This window comes from Lentzea sp. NPDC036949, assembly GCF_055608075.1.
In genome coordinates this window covers 492,411-512,307 of record NZ_JBVJRA010000004.1, presented here as the reverse complement: position 1 = coordinate 512,307, position 19,897 = coordinate 492,411, and the positions used below count along the sequence as shown (strand labels likewise).

The window sequence follows — 19,897 nt, the reverse complement described above, 5'->3', positions numbered from 1 at the left end:
GCGCTCGCCTCGTCGTCGTGTCCGGGGTCAGTCAGTCCTCGTCCACCAGGGCGGCGGACGTGACGCGGTGCAGGGGGAACCGGAGCACCTCGCCGTAGCTGTGGTCGTAGCCCTCCAGCACGCCGCCGCCGACGACGTGCGGTTCGATCACGCGCTGCGCCGCCGTGCCGTGCGAGTCGACGAACCCGACCAGCACGCTGCGCCGCGCCCGTGCCGCCTCCTGCAGCAACGACAGCGTCGCCGACGGCCCGGCACCCAGGTTCCCGGGAACGGCGACGCGCTGACCCCGTGGCGTCGCCGCCGCGCGGTCACCGGCGCGGACCAGCTTCACGAGCTCGCCCAGCCGTTCGTCGGCGGGCACGGCCGGTGTCGCCGGTTTGCGCGCCGAACGCTGCCTCGGCGTGGTGCGCCGTCCACCCGGCCGCAGGTCCAGCACCTGCCCGTCGGGGCCCTCCGCCGCCGGGGCGAACCCGGCCGAGCGCAGCCCGTCCAGCACGTCCGCCAGCGGCAGCGGGCTCACGAGCACGGTCGGTGCGATCCGGCGCAGCTCAAGCCTCCCCGCCTCCGGGTGCGCCAGGACCTCGCTGACCAGCACCGGGTCGTCGCAGCGCAGGAACGACCCCGCGGCACCGCCGCGCAGCCGCCCGTGCCGGCGCGCGGCGTCGTCGACCAGGTAGGTCAGCGACTGCGGCACCGGGGTGCGCGAGCGGAGCTTGAACAGCTCGTGCAGGTCGTCGGCGGTGCGGCCCGCGTCGAGCGCGCGGCGGACCGTGGTCTCGCTGATCCGGTAGACAGTGGCGCTGCCCGCCGACTCGACGTCCGCGACCAGGGCCAGCTCGTCGGCCAGCTCCGGTTCGAGCCGGCCGGGCGCGACCACGGTGAGGTCGGCCTGCACCAGCACGTGGTCGAGCGGGTCCGGCAACGACTCGGCGAGCGCCTTCGCTGCGGGCCCGGCGCCCTCGTCGAGCAGCACGCGACCCGCACTGGTGACCGCACCGAGCGCGAGCACGCCCACGGCCGTGCCCTCCTCGACGGTCCAGCGCACCAGCTCGTCGCGTTGCCGTCCGCCCCGGCGCGGTGCCCGCCAGGCGAGCAGCGCGGCGAGCTCCGCGGCACCGCCGATCGCGGTGCCCTTCGGCAGCGCGGCGAGGCTGTCGAGCACCCAGCGGCGGTCGCGGGGCGCCTGGGCGCGGCGGATCTCGTCGGCGAGCGGGGTGAAGAGCTTGTCCTTCTCGTCGCGGCGGCCGACGAGCGCGGGCAGCCGCGGCAGCTCCAGCCAGGCGTGCGCGAGCGTGGCCCAGCGGACCTCGGTGGTCGCCGCGAGCCACACGTCGGCCTTGGTCGTCGGCACCCACTCCGGTTCGGTGGACTCGGTGTTCGCGGCCAGGTCGGCGCCGACCACCAGCTCGATCAGCAGGGCGGCGCGCTGTTCGTCGACACCCAGGTCCTTGGCGGCCCTGCGCAGGTCCCGCACGCCCAGCCCACCCGTGCGCAGCACCGCGGGCGGTTCGACCGACCAGCTCGCGAGCAGGTTCTCGACGTGCCGCACGAGCTCCAGCGCCTCACCGCCGCCGGTGGCGTCGACGTTCGCCGGGGCGACGGTGCCGGTGCGCGGCTTCGGCTCGGTCACCTGGACCGGCCCGAGTGGACGGTCGCCGCGCAGCCGCAGCGCGATCTCGCGGGGCAGCTCCACGGTGCCGGGATCGCGGCGCAGCAGCAGGCCGCGGGCGAGCAGCCGCTGGACCGGTGTCTCCGCCTTCTCCAGCGGCACGACCCGTGACGCGTCCTTCGTGTCGCCGATGGGCGGACCGGCGGCGAGCTTCTGCAGCACCCGCTGCTCGCCCTCGGTGATGCCGTCCAGGTCGTAGGTCTGCCCGGTGGCCCGGCCGAGCCCCGCCGGGTACGTGCCGAACGCCTCCCGCGTGACCGGGGGCAGCGACAGCGCCTCGTCGTCGCCCCAGACCAGCGCGAGCGACCGCAGCCGGGCCAGCGCCTGCTTGAGCGGCTTCGGCTTCACGTCCGGCCCGAGCACCCCCGCGAGTGTGGGCAACGCCACGGGCGCCGTGTCCGCGCCCACGACGACCAGGCCCTCCAGCACCACGAGCGTGAACGTGTCGAGGTCCTCGCAGGCGCGCGCGATCGACGCCCTGGTGCCGACCCTCGTCGCGAGCACGGACATGTCGGCTGGTGGGGGCGTTGCCAGGTCGGGACGGGCGCGCAGCAGTGCGACGAGCGCGTTGTCGTCCTGGCCGCGCAGCCAGTCGGCCAGAGTGATGCCGGACATTCTCACCACGGTATATGGGCCGCTGGAGATCTCCTCGTCCTCTGTCACACTTGTGGCGTCATCTGGCACCACCGAGGAGGAGAACGTGGCGAAAGGACGCCCTGAACGGGTCGACCCGCACTGGCCGGAGGGCCCGGAAGGCGGTCACCCCGTCACCGAGCTGACCAGCGACCTGCAGGGCGCGCTGTCGCCGTTCGGCACGGTCACGTTCCCGCTGCCGGTCGAGGACCTCCCGTACACGCACCCGGTGACCGAGATCAACAAGTCCTGAGTGGATTGTCAGACCGGTCTTAAAACTCGCCGAGTCGGGTGAGTACCGCAAAGGGGCCGGGGATAGGCTCGTTTCCCGCTTGAGCAGCACTTCGTGGGAGGAATGACGATGCCGGTCCCCGGCCCTGGTTACTCGATCACCGTTCGACTGGAGGCGCCGCCGTCAGCGAGCGCCGCGGGTGACCTCACCTCGGCCGTCGGCCGCGCGGGCGGCGTCATCACGGCGTTCGACGTCGTGGAGTCGCACAACGACCGCGTCGTCATCGACCTCACCTGCAACGCCCTGTCGGCCAACCACGCCAAGGACATCACCGACACGCTGGAGACGTTGCCCGGCATCGTCGTCCGCAAGGTGTCGGACCGCACGTTCCTCGTGCACCTCGGCGGCAAGATCGAGATCTCGTCCAAGGTCCCGCTGCGCAACCGCGACGACCTGTCCCGCGCGTACACCCCCGGCGTGGCCCGCGTGTGCGAGGCGATTGCGAAGAACCCGGACGACGCGCGCCGCCTGACCATCAAGCGCAACACCGTCGCCGTGGTCACCGACGGCTCCGCCGTGCTGGGCCTGGGCAACCTCGGCCCCGCCGCCGCCCTGCCCGTGATGGAGGGCAAGGCCGCGCTGTTCAAGAAGTTCGCCGGCGTCGACGCGTGGCCGGTCTGCCTGGACACCCAGGACACCGAGGAGATCATCCGCGCGGTCGAGCTCATCGCACCCGTGTACGGCGGCATCAACCTCGAAGACATCTCCGCACCGCGCTGCTTCGAGATCGAGGCCCGGCTGCGCGAGAAGCTCGACATCCCGGTCTTCCACGACGACCAGCACGGCACCGCGATCGTGGTCGTCGCCGCGCTGCGCAACGCCCTGCGCGTGGTGAACAAGGACATCAAGGACTGCCGCATCACCGTCTGCGGCGTCGGTGCGGCCGGGTCGGCGATCATCCGCCTGCTGCTCGCGCAGGAGCCCGGCGACATCATCGCCGTGGACGTCGACGGCATCGTGCACCGCGACCGCCCCGGCCTGGACGCGAACCTGAAGTCCATCGCCGCCTCGACGAACAAGGGCAACCAGTCCGGCCGCCTGCACGACGCGCTGGTCGGCTCGGACGTGTTCATCGGCGTGTCGGCCCCGAACCTCTTCGGCGCCGACCAGGTCGCGACGATGGCCAAGGACGCCATCGTGTTCGCGCTGGCCAACCCGGACCCGGAGATCGACCCGATGGAGGCCCAGCAGCACGCCGCCGTCGTCGCGACCGGCCGCTCGGACTTCCCGAACCAGATCAACAACGTCCTGGCGTTCCCCGGCGTCTTCCGCGGCCTGCTCGACGCCCACGCGAAGACCATCACCGACGCGATGCTGCTGGCCGCCGCCCAGGCCATCGCCGACGTGGTCGACGGCGACCGCCTGAACGCGTCGTTCATCGTCCCGTCGGTCTTCGACAACACCGTGGCCCCCGCGGTGGCCGAAGCCGTCCGCAAGGCCGCCAACGCCTGACCCCGCCCCCTCTTTCCGGTCACGCGGGAGTCCTACGTTCCCCTCTGGGGCACGCGGGGCCCCCGCGTGCCCGGCGTGCCGGGCGCGGCGGGCGGGGCGGGGCGGGGCGGGCGGAGGGGCCTTGGGCAGGGGGCGCGCACTTCGTGCGGGCTTACGATCGCGGTATGACCAAGCAGTTCACCCACCTGGACTCCCACGGCGCGGCCCGCATGGTCGACGTCTCCGGCAAGGAGCAGACCACCCGCACGGCCGTGGCCACGGGCGTGCTGCAGACGACCGCCGAGGTGGTGGCACTGCTGGGCGCGGACGGCCTCCCCAAGGGCGACGCGCTGGCCACCGCCCGCATCGCCGGCATCATGGCCGCGAAGCGCACCTCGGAGCTCGTTCCGCTGTGCCACCCGATCGCCCTGTCGTCCGTGGCGGTGGACCTGGCGCTGGCCGACAACTCGGTCCTCATCACCGCCACGGTCCGCACCACCGACCGCACCGGCGTGGAGATGGAAGCGCTGACCGCGGTCTCGGTGGCCGGCCTGACCCTGCACGACATGGTGAAGTCCGTGGACCCGGCCGCGACCATGAACGCGGTCCGGGTGGAACGCAAGGAAGGCGGCAAGACCGGCCTGTGGGAGCGCCCGTGAGGAAAGCAGTGGTCATCACCGCCTCGAACCGGGCGGCCGCCGGCGTCTACGCCGACCGCAGCGGCCCCCTGATCACCGCCTGGCTCACCGACCGCGGTTTCACCGCCGGTGACCCGGTGGTCGTCCCGGACGGCGACCCGGTCCGCGACGCCCTGGCCGCGGCCGTGGCCGACGGCGCCGACCTCGTCATCACGACCGGCGGCACCGGCATCAACCCCACCGACCGCACCCCGGAGGCCACCCGCGCGGTCCTCGACCACGAGATCCCGGGCCTGGCCGACGCCATCCGCATGGCGGGCTGGCCGGAGGTCCCCGGCTCGGTCCTGTCCCGCGGGGTGGCCGGGGTCGCCGGCCACACCCTGGTCGTCAACCTGCCCGGCTCCACCGGCGGCGTCCGCGACGGCCTGGAGGTCCTCGCCGAGGTCGTCGACCACGCACTGGACCAACTCCGCGGAGGAGACCACAGATGAGCGTCGTGCTGCGCGCCACCGTGACCGAGGAACCGCTGTCGGTGGAGGAACACGCCGCCCTGGTGACCTCCGACCGCGCCGGTGCGGTCGTCACCTTCTCCGGCGTGGTCCGCGACCACGACGGCGGCCGCTCCGTCCTGGAGCTGGAGTACCACTCCCACCCGTCCGCCGCGGACGTGGTCGCCGAGGTCGTCGCGTCACTGGCGGACCGCTACGAGGGCGTCCACGGCATCGCCGTCTCCCACCGGGTCGGGCCGCTGAAGATCGGCGACGTGGCCCTCGCGTGCGCCGTGGCGGCGGAGCACCGCAAGGAGGCCTTCTCGCTGTGCGCGGACCTCGTGGACGAGGTCAAGGCGCGGTTGCCGGTGTGGAAGCGGCAGGTGTTCTCGGACAACACCGATGAGTGGGTCAACTGCCCCTGATCGGGTGCAGATTTCCGCAACGCACGTGAGCCGCTCGGAGGGCGGTCGGCGCTCGCAATGAGGCTGCCGGGGCCGAGCGAGGCTGCCGCTCGGGCGCGGTCGGCGGGATGGGCGCGGCTGCCGCTCGGAAGTGTGGTGGGCGAGGCCGCCGGAGCCGAGCGAGGCGTCTCTCGCCGGACAACGCGTGGGTCCGTGCCCGCCCATCTCACGCCCGTGCCCGCCGACGCGAACAGGGACCTCACCGCCGGGGGGGCGCGGTGAGGTCCCTGTTCTTGCATCAGCCCGTCACGGGCCAACGACGTTCGACGCTCAGAGCGCCAGCTTGTGACCGGGGAAGATCAGGTCGGGGTTCGTCAGGAACCCCTTGTTCTTCTCCACGATCGCCTGCCACCCGCCGCTGACCTTCTGCTCGTCAGCGATCTTCGACAGCGTGTCGCCCGCCTTGATCTCGTAGGTGCCGTTCGGGTTCGACTTCGAACCCGCGACGACGACCGGGGCGACCGGCGTGGCGGCCTGGCGCTGCTGGGGCTGCACCTGGCGCTGCTGCTGCTGCTGCGGGGCGGGGGCGGCCTGACGGGCCGGAGCCGGGGCGGTCTGGCCGCCGAGGCCCTTCACGCCGCAGGTCGGCCAGGCCTTGTAGCCCTGGGTCTGCAGGACGCGCTCCGCGATGCGGATCTGCTCCTCGCGCGACGCCTGGGCGGGGTTGCCCTGGCCTCCGTGGCCTTGCCACGTCTGCATCGAGAACTGGAGGCCACCGTAGTAGCCGTTTCCGGTGTTGATGGACCAGTTGTTGCCGCTTTCGCACTTGGCGACGGCGTCCCAGTCCATCGAGGGGGCGGCGTTGGCGGTGCCAACGGCCAGGCCCAGAGGGGCACCGGCGATGATGCCGGCGACCGCGACCTTGGCGATGGTGCGAGCTGCGGAACCCTGCTTGCCCTGCGTGCCACGGTTGAAAGCCATGTGCCTCTCGGTCCACCACACCTGCGTCAGCAGCTCGGGTTCGGGGCCCGGTGTGCTCCTGCGTCCCAGTCCAGCGGTGTCTCTCGCTCGGGGTATGTCCGGGGAACCGTGTGGACTGGGTTCGGTGCTCGGTTCTCCGGTGGTGCTCTCGGCCGGTTCGGGGCCAGCCGAGATGTGACCGTACGTAGCCCATGGCGGCACCGCCAAACGGAACCGACCGTGATGCGCGTCACAGTAACGGTTCGGTTTATTGTCGGAAATCTACAAAATCGCAGCTCAGGAGCGCCGTTATCGGTCTGTTTCCAATCCGAGATCGACCGAGATCTTTCACGGAAAGTGAGTCGTGGCTCACGACCACTAGGCCATCGGAGACGTCCTCCTCACGGTGGGAGGACGCCCCTGCGATCAAGTGCGCGGCGGAGGCGAGCAGACTGCGCGCACTCCTCGATGCACCCGTTCGGCTTACAGCTCGTCCGCCGCCCGAGGCGCTCGCCGGTCGGGCCGCCGTGTTCCGGTCTCGACTCGCACGCCCGACTCGCGCTCGTGCGCCGACGCCTCGACGATGCACTGGTGACCGAGATCAAGTCCGTCGAGCTCGCGCAGGAGGCGCACAGCGCCGAGGACGAGGCGGAGCGCGCGGGCCCCGCGCTCGTGGCCGAGACCGGGTGCCGTTCCCGGGAGGAGGACCTCGACCGCGCATGACCAGGCTCGACCTGCTCCGCTCCGCACTCGCCGCCCGTCCCGGCCAGCCCGTCCCGTTCGACGAGCTGGTCGTCACCGTCTGGCCCGATGACCGGCCGGCGAACCCGAAGGCGGCGCTGCGCAACCTCGTCCGGCGCCTGCGCGCCACCGAGGCCGTGGTCACCGAACCGCACGGCTACCGCTTGGTCGTGCGCAGGCCCGGTCCGCGCCAGCTGCCCGCCGACCTGCCCGACTTCGTCGGCCGCGCACCGCAGATCGCCGCCGCGCTGGCCGCCACGGCCCCCGTCCTCGCGATCACCGGCCCGCCCGGTGTCGGCAAGACCTCGCTCGCCGTCCACGTCGCGCACCGGCTGCGGGCCGGCTTCCCCGACGGGCAGCTGCACGTGAACCTCCGCGCGTTCTCCGCGAGCGAGCCGGTGACGGTCGAGCAGGCGCTCGCCCGGTTCCTGCGCGCGCTCGGCGCCGAACAGGTCCCCCTCGCGCCGGACGCGCAGCTCGCGCTCTACCGGGAGCTGACCGCGGGGCTGCGGCTGCTGGTGGTGGTCGACAACGCCACCGCCGACCTGGTCACCCCGCTGCTGCCCGCCGGCGCGGGTAGCCGGGTGATCGTCACGAGCCGCACCGACCTGCCGGAGCACGAGCAGATCCGGCTCGACGTGTTCGACGACGCCGAGGCCGACGCGCTGCTCACCAACATGCGCGTCGACGGCGCTTCACCCGACCGCGCCGAGCTCGTCGGCTGGTGCGCCCACCTGCCGCTCGCGCTGCGCATCGCCGCCGCGCACCTGACCGACCGCCACCTCGCCGACTACCTGGTCGACCTGCGCGGCGAGGGACGGCTGGACGCGCTGGAGATCGAGGGCGACGCCGCGGTGCGCGCCACGTTCGAGCTGTCCTACCTGGCGCTGCCCGACCGCGCCCAGCGGCTGTTCCGGCTGCTCGGCCAGGTCCCCGGCCCCGACTTCGGCGTCGAGGCCGCGACCGCGTTGCTCGGCTCGCCCGCCGCCGAACCGCTGGACCAGCTCGTGGCGGCGAACCTGGTGCAACGCGCGCAAGACCGCCACAGCCTCCACGACCTGCTGCGCGCCTACGCACTGCGTCTGGGCGATGCCTCGCCGACCCGGCTGTTCGCGTACTACCTGCTCAACGCCGACCGCGCGGGCCGCACGCTGAACCCGGAGCTGCACCGCCTGCCGCTGCCCGAGCTGCCCGCCGACCTGCCCGCCCACGACCTGGGCACCATGGCCGGCGCGCTGGCCTGGCTCGACACCGAACGCCAGAACGTCGTCGCCGCCGTCCTCGCCGCCGCCAACCGGCCCGTCGCCTGGCAGCTCACGGACGCGATGCGCGCCCACTTCCTGCACCACTCCGCGGACGTCGTCGACTGGCGCACCAGCGCCCGCGCCGGCCTGCGCGCCGCCCGCACCCTCGGTGACCAGCGCGCGGAGGCGACCATGCACGGTTCGCTCGGTCTCGCGCACTGGCGGTCCGGCGAGTTCGCCGAGGCACTGCCGGAGTACACCCGCGCCGTCGCGCTGGCCCGTTCCCACGGCGACCACGCGGCGCTGAGCTCGCTGCTGACCAACCTCGGCATCATCCACTGGGAGCTCGGCCACCTCGCGGAGGCGGTGGCGGCGATGGAGGAGTCGCTGACCCTCGACCGCAGCCCGAACGCCCTCTACAACCTCAGCAGCATCCTCGTGGACCTCGGCCCGCTGGACCTGGCCGTCGCCTACGGCGAGGAGGCGCTGGAGCTCTCCCGCGCCTCCGGCCTCACCGCGGGTGTCGCCTACTGCCTGCAGGGCCTCGCCTCCGTCTACCTCTTCCCCGGCGACCTGGAGACCTCCGAGCGGTACCTCGCCGAGGTCGCCACCCTCACGACCCCGGAGCTGGGCCCGCACTTCCCGAGCCGCAGCCGGGAGACCCACGCGTTCCTGCGCCTCGAACAGGGCCGCTACGCCGAGGCGGAACGCGACGCGCGCGCCGCCGTCGACCTGGCCGTGGCCGGTGCCGACGACATGAACGAGGCCGACGGCCGCATCACCCTCGGCATGGCGCTGCAACGGCAGGGCCGCGTCGAGGAGGCCCTCGCCGAGCACGAGCAGGCCCTCGCCATCGCCCGCAAGGCGGGCTTCGCCAGGGGAGAGGTGCAGGCGCTCGCGGGCCTGGCCGCCGACCACCGCGCCGCCGGCGACCTGGCGTCGGCACTGCGCTGCGCCACCGAGGCCGACGACCGCGCCGAACGCGCCCAGCTGCGGGTGCGGCAGGTGCAGGTCGTGGCCGAGCTGGTGGAGGTCCACCGGGCGCTCGGGGACTTCGAGGAGGCCGAACGCCAGCGGCTGCGCGGGCTGGAGCTGGCGCGGGTGACCGGGCGGAGGTCGTGGGAACGGCGGCTGGCGCAGCCGGTGGACCCCCGCGGCTCGGGCGACGACGCGGGTCAGCCGCCCGCGAACGGCGGCAGCACGTCCAGCTGAGCCCCGGCCCGCACCGGCACCGACGTGTCCCGCACGGCCACCCCGTCCAGCAGGAAGCTCGACGCCGCCAGCACCTTGCCGAGCCGTTCGCCGTGGCGTTCCCCGATCGCGCTGACGACCACGGCCACGCTCGGCGAGCCTTCGAGCACGAGGTCCTCGTCCGAGACACCGGCCGCAGCGCGCGCACCCGCGAAGTAGCGGACCTTCACCGCGGTGGTCACCGTCATCCTCCGATGGCGCTCATGGGCCGGTCGGGCTGGCTGAAGCCCGCGTCGTTGATGCCGTGACCGGCCGCCTTGCCCCACATGGTGGCGCGCCAGGCGTCGGCGACGGCGGAGTCGGGGGAGCCGTCGCGCAGCAACGCGCGCAGGTCCGTTTCCGACCGGCTGAACAGGCAGTTGCGGACCTGGCCGTCCGAGGTGAGCCGGGTGCGGTCGCAGGCGGCGCAGAACGGCCTGGTCACGGACGCGATCACGCCGACGGTCGCGGGGCCGCCGTCGACCAGCCAGCGCTCGGCGGGGGCGCCGCCGCGCGGGACCTCGGACGGGGTCAGGGTGAAGGCCTGCGACAGCATCGCCAGGATCTCGTCGGCCGTGACCATGTTCGTGCGGGTCCAGCCGTGCTGCGGGTCGAGCGGCATCTGCTCGATGAACCGCAGCTGGTAACCGTTCTCGACGCAGAACCGCAGCAGCGGGACGGCCTCGTCCTCGTTCACGCCGCGCAGCAGCACGGAGTTGACCTTCACCGGTTCCAGGCCTGCCTCGCGGGCGGCGTCGAGGCCGTCGAGCACGTCGGTGATGCGGTCGCGCCTGGTCAGCGTGGCGAACCGGTCGGGGTCGAGGGTGTCGAGCGAGACGTTGATGCGGTTCAGGCCCGCGTCCTTCAGCGACTTCGCGCGGCGGGAGAGCCCGATGCCGTTCGTGGTCATCGACATCCGCGGCCGGGGCTCCAGAGCGGCGGTCGACGCGATCACGTGCTCCAGCCCGCGGCGCAGCAACGGCTCGCCGCCGGTGAACCGGATGTCGGTCACGCCCAGGTCGACCACGGCGATCCGGATGAGCCGGACCAGCTCGTCGTCGGTGAGCAGCTCGTCCTTCTGCAGCCAGTCGAGGCCCTCGGCCGGCATGCAGTAGGTGCAGCGCAGGTTGCAGCGGTCGGTGAGCGAGACCCGCAGGTCCTTGGCCACCCGCCCGAACCGGTCGACGAGCAGCGGCGTGTCCGGACGTGCGGACACGTCGGGGGTGCCGCGCACCACGGGTAGTCCCAACTCCACTGCTGTCACCTCATTCAGCTTAATGAACAACCTCTTGTAGGTACCTCCACAACGGAGGTTTCTCACGTTCCGCCCAGTTGGAGCACATCCACGACCAATTGTCTTAGCGGCTAAGATGTTCCACATGGAACCTGAAGTGCTGGAGAGGTTCACCTGGTACATGCGGGAGCAGAGCGCGCTCACCGTCATGTTCCACACGAAGGTCGCCGAGCAGATGGGCCTGTCGGCGACCGACGAGAAGTGCATCGACCTGGCGATGCGGGCCGAGGGGCCGCTGACCGCCGGTCGGCTCGCCGAGCTCTCCGGCCTGTCCACCGGCGCCGTCACCGGTGTCATCGACCGCCTCGAACGCGCCGGGTACGTCCGCCGGGTCCGCGACCCGCACGACCGGCGCAAGGTCCTCGTCGAGGTCACGGTGGGCGACGTGGAGAAGTTCGGCGAGCTCTTCGCCAGCGCCTACCACAGCCTCGTCGAGGTGCTCGGCCACTTCGACGACGCCGAGCTCGCGGTCATCGAGCGTTATCTCAAGCTCCAGATCGAGACGTTCCGCAAGCGCGTGATCGATACTTAGACCATGTGGCACTACTTGATGGACATGGACGGCGTTCTGGTGCACGAAGAGCACCTGATCCCCGGCGCTGACGAGTTCGTCGGAGAGCTGCGCGCCTCCGGCACCCCGTTCCTCGTGCTCACGAACAACTCCATCTACACGCCACGCGACCTGCGCGCCCGGCTGCAGCGGACCGGCCTCGACATCCCCGAGTCGTCCATCTGGACCTCGGCGCTGGCCACCGCGCGGTTCCTCGACTCGCAGCGCCCGAACGGCTCGGCGTTCGTCATCGGCGAGGCCGGTCTCACGACCGCGCTGCACGAGATCGGGTACGTGCTGACCGACCGCGACCCGGACTACGTCGTGCTCGGCGAGACCCGCACCTACAGCTTCACCGCGATCACCAAGGCCATCCGCCTGGTCGAGGAGGGCGCGAAGTTCATCGCGACCAACCCCGACGCGACCGGCCCGTCACGCGAGGGCTCGCTGCCCGCGACCGGTGCCGTGGCGGCGTTGATCGAGCGCGCCACCGGGCGTGAGCCGTACTACGTCGGCAAGCCGAACCCGCTGATGATGCGGTCCGCCCTGCGCGCGCTGGGCTCGCACAGCGAGAACGCCCTCATGATCGGCGACCGGATGGACACCGACGTCCGCTCCGGCCTGGAGGCGGGCCTGTCGACGATCCTGGTGCTCTCCGGGATCTTCACCGCCGAGCACGCCGAGATGTACCCGTACCGCCCGACGCGGGTGCTCAAGTCGATCGCGGAGCTCGTCGGTCACTCCCAGGACCCGTTCGGCGACTGGACTGACCACTGACGCGCGAGGGTTCATCACCTATCGTCGCGGAGGTGGACACGGATCGCCGTCCGATGCACGTCGTGGGTGACGTGCACGGGCACCTCGCCGAACTGATCAGGGCACTGCACGTCGCCGGGCTGTGCGACGAGGAGGGGCACTGGACCGGCGGTGCGGCCGAGCTGTGGTTCCTCGGCGACTTCGTGGACCGCGGTCCCGACGGCGTCGGCGTGATCGACCTGGTCATGCGCCTGGGCGAGGAGGCGGCCGAGGCGGGTGGCTCGGTCAACTCGCTGATCGGCAACCACGAGGTGCTGCTGCTGGGCATGCACCGGTTCGGTGACGAGCAGGTGCCCGACAGCCTCGGGCCGCGGTCGTTCGCGCGCAGCTGGCTGCTCAACGGCGGGCTGCGCAGCGACCAGGACCGGCTGACCGAGGCGCACCTCGAGTGGCTCACGACCCGGCCGGTGCTCAAGCTGCGCGCCGACCACCTGCTGATGCACTCCGACACGGTCGCCTACCTCGAATGGGGGTCCTCGATCGAGGAGGTCAACGAGGCCGTCCGCCAGGTGCTCAAGGGCGACGACCTCGTCGAGTGGTGGGAGTGCTGGCGCAAGATGACGACCAGGTACGCCTTCCGCGGGCCGCAGGGCCCGGAGATCGCCGACGAGCTGCTGGCCACGTTGGGCGGCAACAGGATCGTGCACGGGCACAGCGTCATCGCCGACCAGCTCGGGGTCATGCCCGAGCAGATCGACGGGCCGCTGGTCTACGCCGACGACAAGGTGCTGGCGATCGACGCCGGCCTCTACAGCGGCGGGCCGTGCCTCGTCGTCCCCTTGCCGTACACCGGGGCCTGACTACGGTGGGCGGATGACCGCCAGCTACTCCTCGGGCACGTCCACCGCCCCGCTGCTGGGCGACACCATCGGCGCGAACCTCGCCGCGACCGTCGAGCGCTTCGGCGACCGCGAGGCACTCGTCGACAGGGCGACGCGCCGCCGGTGGACCTACGCGGAGCTGGCGGCCGAGGTCGAGCGGGTCGCCGCCGGTCTCACGGCGCTGGGCGTGCGCAAGGGCGACCGGGTCGGCATCTGGGCACCGAACTGCGCGGAGTGGGTCTTCGTGCAGTACGCCACCGCCCGGATCGGCGCGGTCCTGGTCAACGTCAACCCGGCCTACCGGGTGCACGAGCTGGAGTACGTGCTGAACCAGGCGGGCATCCACACGCTGGTGTCCGCGCGGTCGTTCAAGACCTCCGACTACGCCGGGATGGTCGACGAGGTGCGGCCGCGCTGCCCGCAGCTGCGGCACGTCGTGTTCCTGGACGATCCGCGGTGGAGAGCGGCGGAGCTGCCCGAGGTCGAGCTGGACCGCGACGACCCGATCAACATCCAGTACACGTCCGGCACGACCGGGTTCCCCAAGGGCGCGACCCTGTCGCATCACAACATCCTCAACAACGGCTACTTCGTCGGCGAGCTGCTCGGCTACACCGAGCAGGACCGCATCTGCGTGGTGCCGCCGTTCTACCACTGCTTCGGCATGGTCATGGGCAACCTCGCGGCGACCAGCCACGGCGCGTGCGTCGTGATCCCGGCACCCGCGTTCGACCCGGCGGCGACCCTCGCGGCGGTGCAGGAGGAGCGCTGCACCTCGCTCTACGGCGTGCCGACGATGTTCATCGCGATGCTCGACCTGGTCGACGGCTACGACCTCTCGTCGTTGCGCACCGGGATCATGGCCGGCTCACCGTGCCCGGTCGAGGTGATGAAGCAGGTCGTCGAACGCATGGGCATGGGCGAGGTGTCCATCTGCTACGGCATGACCGAGACCTCGCCGGTGTCGACGCAGACCCGCGCCGACGACTCGCTCGACCGCCGCGTCGGCACCGTCGGCCGCGTCGGGCCGCACCTGGAGGTCAAGATCGTCGACCCGGTCACCGGTGCCACGGTCCCGCGCGGCACGCCGGGCGAGCTCTGCACCCGCGGCTACTCGGTGATGCTCGGCTACTGGAACGAGCCGGAGAAGACCGCGGAGGCCGTCGACGCCGCCGGTTGGATGCACACCGGCGACCTCGCCGTGATGGACGACGACTCGTACGTCACCATCACCGGCCGCATCAAGGACATGGTCATCCGCGGCGGCGAGAACGTCTACCCGCGCGAGGTCGAGGAGTTCCTCCACGCGCACCCGGACGTGCTCGACGCCCAGGTGGTCGGCGTGCCGGACGCGAAGTACGGCGAGGAGCTCGTGGCGTGGGTGCGCCTGCGCGAGGGCGCCGCGCCGCTGACCGCCGAGGCGGTGCGGGAGTTCTGCGCCGGCAAGCTCGCCCACTACAAGATCCCGCGCTACGTGCACGTGGTGGACGAGTTCCCGATGACGGTCACCGGCAAGGTGCGCAAGGTGGAGATGCGCGCGAGGTCGGTGGAGCTGCTCGGGCTGGACGACGGCATCCGGCACGCCTGAGGCCGTCCGCGGGTCACGGGACCTCGACGATCTCCTTGCCCAGCGGCACCAGCGAGACCTTGACCAGCTTGAAGTTGGCCACGCCCAGCGGGATGCCGATGACCGTGATGCACAGCGCGATGCCGGTGATGACGTGGCCGATGGCGAGCCACAGCCCGGCGACGAGGATCCAGATGACGTTGCCCAGCAGCGAGCCCGTGCCCGCTCCCGGCTTCTCGACGACCTCGCGGCCGAACGGCCACAGGGCGTAGTTCGCGATGCGGAACGACGCGATGCCCCACGGGATCGTGATGATCAGGATGCAGCAGATCAGACCGGCGACCGCGTAGCCGACGGCCATCCAGAAACCGGCGAGCACCAGCCAGATCACGTTCAGGATGAGGCGCATGACTCCAATCTAAGCTGATCGGCATGACGTGGGGTGTGATCGCAACGGGCGGCATCGCGCATGCAGTGACCGCTGACATGCTCAAGGCGGGTGTCCAGGTGGGTGCCGTGTCCTCTCGGGACGTCGCGAAGGCCGGGCAGTTCGCGGAGAAGTTCGGGATTCCGCGCGCCTACGGCGACTACCACGAGCTGCTCGCCGACCCGGACGTCACCGTCGTCTACGTGGCCACCCCGCACGGCCAGCACCACGAGGTCGTGCTCGCCGCCCTCGACGCCGGCAAGAACGTGCTGTGCGAGAAGGCCCTCGCGCTGACGGTCGCGCAGGTCGAGGAGATGGTCGACCGGGCGAGGACCACGCAGTTGTTCCTCATGGAAGCGATGTGGACGCGCTTCAACCCGTTGATCCGCAAGGTCGTGGAGGCCGTCGGCGCCGGTGAGATCGGTGAGGTGCGGCTGGTCCGCGCCGACTTCGGGTTCCGGCACGCCTTCGACGCGAACGACCGGCTGTGGGCCAAGGAGGCGGGCGGCGGCTCCGTCCTCGACCTCGGCGTCTACCCGGTCTCCCTCGCGCACCTGCTCCTGGGCGTTCCCGGCACGGTCCACGCGCATGGCGGCCTCGCACCGAGCGGCGTGGACGCCGACGCGGGCATCCTGCTGGGCTACGAGAACGGCGCGCACGCGTTGCTGGGTTGCTCGCTGACCGCCGACACCGGCGCCGGCGCCACCGTCATCGGCACCGAGGGGCGCATCGACATCCCCGAGGCCTTCTACAACCCCACCAGGGTGCTCATCAACGGCGTCGAGCACACGGCCGAGGACGGCGGCTACACGCACCAGATCCGGTCGGTCGACGACTGGGTCGCGATGGGTTTCGTCGAGCACGCGGACATGACGTGGAACGACTCGGTGGAGATCATGCGCATCATGGAGACCGCGCTCGGTCAGCTCGGTGTGTCCTATGCGGACGTCGTCAGGTAGATCAGCGCGGCGTTCAGCACCACGACGGCGAAGGCCACCGCCCACGCCGCGACGGTGACCGCCCGCCGGTTCGTGAACCCGCCCATCACGGACCGGCGCCCGGTCAGCCACACCAGCGGCACCAGTGCGAACGGGATGCCGAACGACAGCACCACCTGCGACAGCACCAGCGCGAACGTCGGGTCCACTCCGGACGCCAAGACCACCAGCGCCGGCACCAGCGTGACGAGTCGCCTGGTCAGCAACGGGACCCGCACGCGCAGCAGCCCGTCCATCACCACCGCACCGGCGTAGCACCCGACCGCGGTGGAGGCGAACCCGGACGCCAGCAACCCGAGCGCGAACAGCAACGCGACCCCGCCGCCCAGCGCGGCACCGACCGCTGCGTGCGCGCCTTCGAGCGTGCCGACGTCCTCCTCGCCCTGCAACGCGGACGCCGCCAGCAGCAGCATCGCCATGTTCACCGCACCGGCCAGCACCATCGCGACGACCACGTCGACCTTCGTGGTGCCGAGCAGCGCCGGGTTCTGCCCGTGCCGGTCCCGTGCCAGCGCCGAGTGCAGGTACACCGCGTGCGGCATCACGGTCGCGCCGAGCATGCCCGCCGCCAGCAGCACGCTGTCCGCGCCGGCGAACCGCGGCACCAGGCCGGTGACCGCGTCCGGCACCGACGGCGGTGCCACGAACAGCCCCGCCACGAACCCGACGGCGATCACGACCAGCATCGTCGTGACGACCCGTTCGAACGGCTTCTGCCCGCGCCGGTCCCGCACCAGCAGCAGCACCATCGACACCACGCCGGTGATCACGCCGCCGAGCAGCAGCGGCAGGTCGAACAGCAGGCGCAGCGCGATGGCACCGCCCAGGACCTCGGCCAGGTCGGTCGCCATCGCGACCACCTCGGCCTGCCCCCAGTAGGCGAGCCGCGCCGGCCGCGGCAGGTGGTCCCGCACGGCCTCCGGCAACGACTTCCCGGTGACCAGGCCGAGCTTCGCCGACAGGTACTGCACGAGCCCGGCCATGACGTTCGCGACGACGAGCACCCACACCAGCAGGTACCCGTACGTCGCGCCCGCCGCGGTGTTCGTGGCCACGTTGCCGGGGTCGACGTACGCGACCGCGGCGACGAACGCCGGACCGAGCAACGCCGCGCCCGCACGCAGGCGCGCCCCGACAGCGACCACCGGACACCTCCCCTTGTTGCCAGATTATGGCAACAAAGGGAGTCAGGCCTCCAGTGTCAGGCGCGCGACCGTGATCACGGCGTCCATCGCGCCGTCGAGGTCCCCGCTGGGCATCAGCAGGTGGCTCAGCGCGAGCCGCACGGTCGTCTCCGCCGTGAACCGCACGTGCTTGCCGGGGAAGTGCTCGGTGAGGTGCCGCTCGACCACCTCGGTGGCCTGGAACAGCACGGGGTGGCCGCGGATCGTGAGGAACGGCAACAGGTCCTCGGCGTCCTGCCCGGTGAGCACCGCCGAGGCCAGCCGGTCCTTCTCGGTCTGCTCGAACGTGAACCGGAACGCCAGCCGCATGGCCCGCCACGGGTCGGGGTCCTGCCGCAGCCGCTGCGCGATGCCCGCCAGGTACTCCTCCGTGCGGTGCGCGGCAACGGCCTGGACGAGCCCCTCCTTGTTGCCGAACTCGTTGTAGACGGTCTGCCTGCTCACCCCCGCGCGACTGGCCACCTCGATCATGCGCAACCCGTGGAACCCGTGTGCCGCCAACAGGTCGGCGGCCGACTCGATCAGGAGCTCGGTGATGTCGCTCACACGGACAGCTTTACACAGTTACGGATTTTGTAAAGACGTAGAGTCGAGTTCTGTGCCTCTCACCGTGGGTTTCGACCTGGACATGACGCTCATCGACCCCAGACCGGGCATGGCCGCGGTGCTGAACGAGGTCGCCGCCCGCACCGGCCACGACCTCGACGGCGAGCACTTCGCGGCGAACCTCGGCCCGCCCCTCGACATGATCTACCGCGACATGGGCGTGCCGGAGGAGGAGATCCCGGAGCTGATCACGTTGTTCCGCGCGCTCTACCCGGACGTCGTGATCCCCGCGACCGTCGCGCTGCCGGGGGCCTCCGCCGCGCTGGCGTGCGTGCGCGAGCTCGGCGGCGAGACCATGGTCGTCACCGGCAAGTACCGCAAGAACGCCGCACTGCACCTGGAGGCGCTGGGCTGGGAGGTCGACCACCTCTACGGCGAGCTGTGGTCCACCGGCAAGGCCGAGTCGCTGAAGCTGCACGGCGCCGCCGTCTACGTGGGCGACCACGTCGGCGACATGCGCGGTGCGGCCGCGGCGGGCGCGGTGGGCGTGGGCGTGGTGACCGGGCCGTGCAGCCGGCAGGAGCTCGTCGAGGCGGGCGCCGCCGTCGTGCTGGCGGACCTGCGCGAGTTCCCGGAGTGGCTCAGGACCTCCGGCGTGACTTCCTGATCACCGCGACGATCCCCAGCCCGAGCCCGATCGCGGGCAGGTAGGTGGCGGCGACGTTCAGCCACACGGGCAGGTCGCCGTGGCCGGTGAGGAACAGCGCGAAGACCACCACGATCGCCAGTACGCCCACGGCGAACAGGCCGATGGCCAGCGGCATCAACTTCGGAGCGGTCATACCGCCAGCGTAGTCGCGCTAACGGAGGTGCCTTCCCCAAGGTCTTCTGGCTACTCTGGTGGGACGCGTCCTGGGTACGCCCCCGGGGCGCGTTCGTTGTGCAAGAGCAAGGGAATGGTGAGCGCGGTGCCGACCGGCAAGGTCAAGTGGTACGACACGGAGAAGGGCTTCGGGTTCGTCACCCAGGACGGTGGCGAGGACGTCTACGTCCGCAAGTCCGCACTGCCACCCGGCGTCGAAGGCCTGAAAGCCGGCCAGCGCATCGAGTTCGGCATGGCCGAGGGCCGCAGAGGACCCCAGGCGCTGTCCGTGCGCCTGGTCGACCCCGCGCCATCCGTCGCCGAGGCCCGTCGCCGCCCTGCCGAGGAGCTGCACGGCCTGATCGAGGACATGATCAAGCTGCTGGAGAACAAGGTCCAGCCCGACCTGCGCCGCGGCCGCTACCCGTCGGACAAGAAGAGCATGAAGCTCGTCGCCGAGGTCGTGCGGGCGGTGGCGCGGGACCTCGATCCGTAAAAGGATCGGCGTCATGTCTGACGCGGATCGGATCGTCGAGTTCCTCTACGAGGTCGGCCAGCTGAAGCGCCTGCCCAGGGCGGGGTGGTTGTTCGCCGGGGTCCAGCACCCCGAGTCGGTCGCCGCCCACTCGTTCCGGGTGGGCGTTCTGGCGTACGCGCTCGCCGTGCAGGAGGGCGCGAACGCCGACCGGGCGGCGACGCTGGGCCTGTTCCACGACGTGCCCGAGGCGCGCACCGGCGACGTCCCGTACGTCGGCAAGCTGTACCTGGACGTGAAGGTGCCGCCGGAAGCCGTTGCGCGCGACCAGGTCCAGCACCTGCCCGCGCCGCTGGCCGCGCACGTCGAGGCGCTGGTCGCCGAGCACGAGGCCGCGAAGGACATCGACCACACGCCCGAGGCGCGCTGCTCCCGTGACGCCGACAAGCTCGAACTGCTGCTGCAGGCCCGCGAGTACCAGGCCGCCGGCATCGCCAAGATGGAGCGCTTCATCCAGACCATGCAGGAGTCGGTGGTCACCGACACCGGCAAGGCGCTGCTGGACAGCGCTCTCCGCATCGCTCCCAGCGAGTGGTGGGAGGCGTTCGGCCGCCGTTAGGGCACAGC

21 protein-coding genes and 1 pseudogene are annotated in these 19,897 nt (G+C 71.6%); 14 read left to right on the top strand and 8 right to left on the bottom strand.

The annotated features are described in order from the left end of the window. Positions 1–31: 31 nt before the first annotated feature. On the bottom strand, positions 32–2,284 hold the full coding sequence (locus tag ACZ7CD_RS14940) for a helicase-associated domain-containing protein (protein ID WP_470379077.1): 2,253 nt from the start codon (positions 2,282–2,284) through the stop codon (positions 32–34). An 85-nt stretch (positions 2,285–2,369) separates the two neighbouring features. Between ACZ7CD_RS14940 and ACZ7CD_RS14935 the strand changes: the two genes are divergently transcribed. The 4 genes and pseudogenes from ACZ7CD_RS14935 (at position 2,370) to ACZ7CD_RS14920 (ending at position 5,576) form a co-directional block, all read left to right on the top strand. Beyond that, positions 2,370–2,555, top strand: a complete 186-nt coding sequence (locus ACZ7CD_RS14935; protein ID WP_360385510.1) for a hypothetical protein — start codon at positions 2,370–2,372, stop codon at positions 2,553–2,555. A 108-nt stretch (positions 2,556–2,663) separates the two neighbouring features. Continuing rightward, positions 2,664–4,046, top strand: coding sequence for an NAD-dependent malic enzyme (locus ACZ7CD_RS14930; RefSeq protein WP_360386624.1), 1,383 nt, complete (start codon positions 2,664–2,666; stop codon positions 4,044–4,046). Positions 4,047–4,210: 164 nt separating this feature from the next. After that, positions 4,211–4,684, top strand: a complete 474-nt coding sequence (moaC, locus tag ACZ7CD_RS14925; protein ID WP_360385513.1) for a cyclic pyranopterin monophosphate synthase MoaC — start codon at positions 4,211–4,213, stop codon at positions 4,682–4,684. After that, positions 4,681–5,576, top strand: a pseudogene (locus ACZ7CD_RS14920) (molybdenum cofactor biosynthesis protein MoaE). Before moaC ends, ACZ7CD_RS14920 begins: the two are co-directional and overlap by 4 nt. 309 nt (positions 5,577–5,885) lie before the next feature. Here the strand turns inward: ACZ7CD_RS14920 and ACZ7CD_RS14915 are convergent. Then, the gene (locus tag ACZ7CD_RS14915) at positions 5,886–6,536 is read right to left on the bottom strand and encodes a transglycosylase family protein (protein ID WP_360385519.1); all 651 of its coding nucleotides are present in this window, start codon (positions 6,534–6,536) and stop codon (positions 5,886–5,888) included. A gap of 570 nt (positions 6,537–7,106) precedes the next feature. Between ACZ7CD_RS14915 and ACZ7CD_RS14910 the strand changes: the two genes are divergently transcribed. Together ACZ7CD_RS14910 and ACZ7CD_RS14905 are read left to right on the top strand one after the other, a co-directional pair. Beyond that, on the top strand, positions 7,107–7,238 hold the full coding sequence (locus tag ACZ7CD_RS14910) for a hypothetical protein (RefSeq protein WP_360385521.1): 132 nt from the start codon (positions 7,107–7,109) through the stop codon (positions 7,236–7,238). Beyond that, a complete protein-coding gene (locus tag ACZ7CD_RS14905; RefSeq protein ID WP_470379076.1) occupies positions 7,235–9,712 on the top strand; it encodes an ATP-binding protein in 2,478 nt (825 codons plus the stop codon). Before ACZ7CD_RS14910 ends, ACZ7CD_RS14905 begins: the two co-directional genes overlap by 4 nt. Here ACZ7CD_RS14905 and ACZ7CD_RS14900 read toward each other — a convergent pair. Both ACZ7CD_RS14900 and moaA read right to left on the bottom strand, forming a co-directional pair. Further along, the gene (locus ACZ7CD_RS14900; protein ID WP_360385525.1) at positions 9,676–9,939 is read right to left on the bottom strand and encodes a MoaD/ThiS family protein; all 264 of its coding nucleotides are present in this window, start codon (positions 9,937–9,939) and stop codon (positions 9,676–9,678) included. The genes ACZ7CD_RS14905 and ACZ7CD_RS14900 overlap by 37 nt on opposite strands. Beyond that, positions 9,936–10,994 (bottom strand): GTP 3',8-cyclase MoaA, encoded by a 1,059-nt coding sequence (gene moaA, locus ACZ7CD_RS14895; RefSeq protein ID WP_470379075.1) that lies wholly within the window; start codon positions 10,992–10,994, stop codon positions 9,936–9,938. The genes ACZ7CD_RS14900 and moaA overlap by 4 nt, the downstream gene beginning before the upstream one ends. A 115-nt stretch (positions 10,995–11,109) precedes the next feature. Here moaA and ACZ7CD_RS14890 point away from each other — a divergent pair, with 115 nt between their 5' ends. From ACZ7CD_RS14890 to ACZ7CD_RS14875, 4 genes are read left to right on the top strand one after another with little or no spacing between them, the layout of a single operon-like run. Next, positions 11,110–11,556 carry a MarR family winged helix-turn-helix transcriptional regulator gene (locus ACZ7CD_RS14890; RefSeq protein ID WP_470379074.1) on the top strand — a complete coding sequence of 149 codons (447 nt, stop codon included), beginning with the start codon at positions 11,110–11,112 and terminating at the stop codon, positions 11,554–11,556. A 3-nt stretch (positions 11,557–11,559) separates the two neighbouring features. After that, positions 11,560–12,351, top strand: coding sequence for an HAD-IIA family hydrolase (locus ACZ7CD_RS14885; RefSeq protein WP_360385529.1), 792 nt, complete (start codon positions 11,560–11,562; stop codon positions 12,349–12,351). A gap of 53 nt (positions 12,352–12,404) precedes the next feature. After that, positions 12,405–13,190, top strand: coding sequence for a metallophosphoesterase (locus ACZ7CD_RS14880; RefSeq protein ID WP_360386629.1), 786 nt, complete (start codon positions 12,405–12,407; stop codon positions 13,188–13,190). 13 nt (positions 13,191–13,203) lie between these two features. After that, positions 13,204–14,799 carry an AMP-binding protein gene (locus ACZ7CD_RS14875; protein ID WP_470379073.1) on the top strand — a complete coding sequence of 532 codons (1,596 nt, stop codon included), beginning with the start codon at positions 13,204–13,206 and terminating at the stop codon, positions 14,797–14,799. Positions 14,800–14,812: 13 nt separating this feature from the next. Here ACZ7CD_RS14875 and ACZ7CD_RS14870 read toward each other — a convergent pair whose 3' ends face one another. After that, the gene (locus ACZ7CD_RS14870) at positions 14,813–15,187 is read right to left on the bottom strand and encodes a YccF domain-containing protein (protein WP_470379072.1); all 375 of its coding nucleotides are present in this window, start codon (positions 15,185–15,187) and stop codon (positions 14,813–14,815) included. Between the two features lie 23 nt (positions 15,188–15,210). On the opposite strand from ACZ7CD_RS14870, the gene ACZ7CD_RS14865 reads away from it, so the two are divergent. Then, on the top strand, positions 15,211–16,164 hold the full coding sequence (locus ACZ7CD_RS14865) for a Gfo/Idh/MocA family protein (protein WP_470379071.1): 954 nt from the start codon (positions 15,211–15,213) through the stop codon (positions 16,162–16,164). Here the strand turns inward: ACZ7CD_RS14865 and ACZ7CD_RS14860 are convergent. After that, complete coding sequence (locus tag ACZ7CD_RS14860; RefSeq protein ID WP_470379070.1) at positions 16,143–17,348, bottom strand: Nramp family divalent metal transporter; 1,206 nt, start codon at positions 17,346–17,348, stop codon at positions 16,143–16,145. The two genes, ACZ7CD_RS14865 and ACZ7CD_RS14860, sit on opposite strands and share 22 nt — an antisense overlap. A 42-nt stretch (positions 17,349–17,390) precedes the next feature. Beyond that, complete coding sequence (locus tag ACZ7CD_RS14855; RefSeq protein ID WP_360385539.1) at positions 17,391–17,933, bottom strand: TetR/AcrR family transcriptional regulator; 543 nt, start codon at positions 17,931–17,933, stop codon at positions 17,391–17,393. 52 nt (positions 17,934–17,985) lie between these two features. Here ACZ7CD_RS14855 and ACZ7CD_RS14850 point away from each other — a divergent pair, with 52 nt between their 5' ends. Then, entirely contained in the window at positions 17,986–18,600 is a 615-nt protein-coding gene (locus ACZ7CD_RS14850; protein WP_458429550.1) for an HAD family hydrolase, read from the top strand. Here the strand turns inward: ACZ7CD_RS14850 and ACZ7CD_RS14845 are convergent. Further along, on the bottom strand, positions 18,575–18,775 hold the full coding sequence (locus tag ACZ7CD_RS14845) for a hypothetical protein (RefSeq protein WP_360385543.1): 201 nt from the start codon (positions 18,773–18,775) through the stop codon (positions 18,575–18,577). The two genes, ACZ7CD_RS14850 and ACZ7CD_RS14845, sit on opposite strands and share 26 nt — an antisense overlap. A gap of 126 nt (positions 18,776–18,901) precedes the next feature. Between ACZ7CD_RS14845 and ACZ7CD_RS14840 the strand changes: the two genes are divergently transcribed. Both ACZ7CD_RS14840 and ACZ7CD_RS14835 read left to right on the top strand, forming a co-directional pair. Beyond that, on the top strand, positions 18,902–19,291 hold the full coding sequence (locus ACZ7CD_RS14840) for a cold-shock protein (RefSeq protein ID WP_360385545.1): 390 nt from the start codon (positions 18,902–18,904) through the stop codon (positions 19,289–19,291). A gap of 13 nt (positions 19,292–19,304) precedes the next feature. Continuing rightward, a complete protein-coding gene (locus ACZ7CD_RS14835) occupies positions 19,305–19,889 on the top strand; it encodes an HD domain-containing protein (protein ID WP_470379069.1) in 585 nt (194 codons plus the stop codon). Positions 19,890–19,897 lie beyond the last annotated feature (8 nt).

Bases quoted from the DNA above. Each gene is read 5' to 3' on its own strand.
- ACZ7CD_RS14835 (WP_470379069.1), top strand. From the start codon at position 19,305: ATGTCTGACGCGGATCGGATCGTCGAGTTCCTCTACGAGGTCGGCCAG.
- ACZ7CD_RS14880 (WP_360386629.1), top strand. From the start codon at position 12,405: ATGCACGTCGTGGGTGACGTGCACGGGCACCTCGCCGAACTGATCAGG.
- ACZ7CD_RS14930 (WP_360386624.1), top strand. From the start codon at position 2,664: ATGCCGGTCCCCGGCCCTGGTTACTCGATCACCGTTCGACTGGAGGCG.
- ACZ7CD_RS14900 (WP_360385525.1), bottom strand. From the start codon at position 9,939: ATGACGGTGACCACCGCGGTGAAGGTCCGCTACTTCGCGGGTGCGCGC.
- ACZ7CD_RS14890 (WP_470379074.1), top strand. From the start codon at position 11,110: ATGGAACCTGAAGTGCTGGAGAGGTTCACCTGGTACATGCGGGAGCAG.
- ACZ7CD_RS14875 (WP_470379073.1), top strand. From the start codon at position 13,204: ATGACCGCCAGCTACTCCTCGGGCACGTCCACCGCCCCGCTGCTGGGC.
- ACZ7CD_RS14940 (WP_470379077.1), bottom strand. From the start codon at position 2,284: ATGTCCGGCATCACTCTGGCCGACTGGCTGCGCGGCCAGGACGACAAC.
- ACZ7CD_RS14915 (WP_360385519.1), bottom strand. From the start codon at position 6,536: ATGGCTTTCAACCGTGGCACGCAGGGCAAGCAGGGTTCCGCAGCTCGC.
- ACZ7CD_RS14845 (WP_360385543.1), bottom strand. From the start codon at position 18,775: ATGACCGCTCCGAAGTTGATGCCGCTGGCCATCGGCCTGTTCGCCGTG.
- ACZ7CD_RS14870 (WP_470379072.1), bottom strand. From the start codon at position 15,187: ATGCGCCTCATCCTGAACGTGATCTGGCTGGTGCTCGCCGGTTTCTGG.
- ACZ7CD_RS14905 (WP_470379076.1), top strand. From the start codon at position 7,235: ATGACCAGGCTCGACCTGCTCCGCTCCGCACTCGCCGCCCGTCCCGGC.
- moaC (WP_360385513.1), top strand. From the start codon at position 4,211: ATGACCAAGCAGTTCACCCACCTGGACTCCCACGGCGCGGCCCGCATG.
- ACZ7CD_RS14865 (WP_470379071.1), top strand. From the start codon at position 15,211: ATGACGTGGGGTGTGATCGCAACGGGCGGCATCGCGCATGCAGTGACC.
- ACZ7CD_RS14885 (WP_360385529.1), top strand. From the start codon at position 11,560: ATGTGGCACTACTTGATGGACATGGACGGCGTTCTGGTGCACGAAGAG.